This is a genomic window from Streptomyces tamarix, assembly GCF_032423885.1.
GTDB lineage: Bacteria > Actinomycetota > Actinomycetes > Streptomycetales > Streptomycetaceae > Streptomyces > Streptomyces tamarix.
Window position 1 is genome coordinate 1 of the sequence record NZ_JAWCTQ010000099.1, and the last position, 1193, is coordinate 1193.

Below are 1193 nucleotides of genomic sequence, written 5' to 3' on the forward strand. Positions count from 1 at the left end.
AGCTGGGTGTGGCCGCAGAGACCAGCGAGAAGCGACTGTTTACTAAAAACACAGGTCCGTGCGAAGCCGTAAGGCGATGTATACGGACTGACGCCTGCCCGGTGCTGGAACGTTAAGGGGACCGGTTAGTTCCATTTCGGTGGGGCGAAGCTGAGAACTTAAGCGCCAGTAAACGGCGGTGGTAACTATAACCATCCTAAGGTAGCGAAATTCCTTGTCGGGTAAGTTCCGACCTGCACGAATGGCGTAACGACTTCTCGACTGTCTCAACCATAGGCCCGGTGAAATTGCACTACGAGTAAAGATGCTCGTTTCGCGCAGCAGGACGGAAAGACCCCGGGACCTTTACTACAGTTTGATATTGGTGTTCGGTTCGGCTTGTGTAGGATAGGTGGGAGACTGTGAAGTCCCAACGCCAGTTGGGGTGGAGTCGTCGTTGAAATACCACTCTGGTCGTGCTGGATGTCTAACCTGGGTCCGTGATCCGGATCAGGGACAGTGTCTGATGGGTAGTTTAACTGGGGCGGTTGCCTCCTAAAGGGTAACGGAGGCGCCCAAAGGTTCCCTCAGCCTGGTTGGCAATCAGGTGTTGAGTGTAAGTGCACAAGGGAGCTTGACTGTGAGACCGACGGGTCGAGCAGGGACGAAAGTCGGGACTAGTGATCCGGCGGTGGCTTGTGGAAGCGCCGTCGCTCAACGGATAAAAGGTACCCCGGGGATAACAGGCTGATCTTCCCCAAGAGTCCATATCGACGGGATGGTTTGGCACCTCGATGTCGGCTCGTCGCATCCTGGGGCTGGAGTCGGTCCCAAGGGTTGGGCTGTTCGCCCATTAAAGCGGTACGCGAGCTGGGTTTAGAACGTCGTGAGACAGTTCGGTCCCTATCCGCTGTGCGCGTAGGAATATTGAGAAGGGCTGTCCCTAGTACGAGAGGACCGGGACGGACGAACCTCTGGTGTGCCAGTTGTTCTGCCAAGGGCATGGCTGGTTGGCTACGTTCGGGAGGGATAACCGCTGAAAGCATCTAAGCGGGAAGCCTGCTTCGAGATGAGTATTCCCACCTCCTTGAGAGGGTAAGGCTCCCAGTAGACGACTGGGTTGATAGGCCGGATATGGAAGCCCAGTGATGGGTGGAGTTGACCGGTACTAATAGGCCGAGGGCTTGTCCTCAGTTGCTCGCGTCCACTGTGTT

1 rRNA gene is annotated in these 1193 nt (G+C 56.1%); it reads left to right on the forward strand.

The window, feature by feature from the left end:
* Positions 1–1171: ribosomal RNA gene (locus RND61_RS32420) — 23S ribosomal RNA — on the forward strand; the annotation flags it as partial.
* Between the last annotated feature and the right edge of the window lie 22 nt (positions 1172–1193).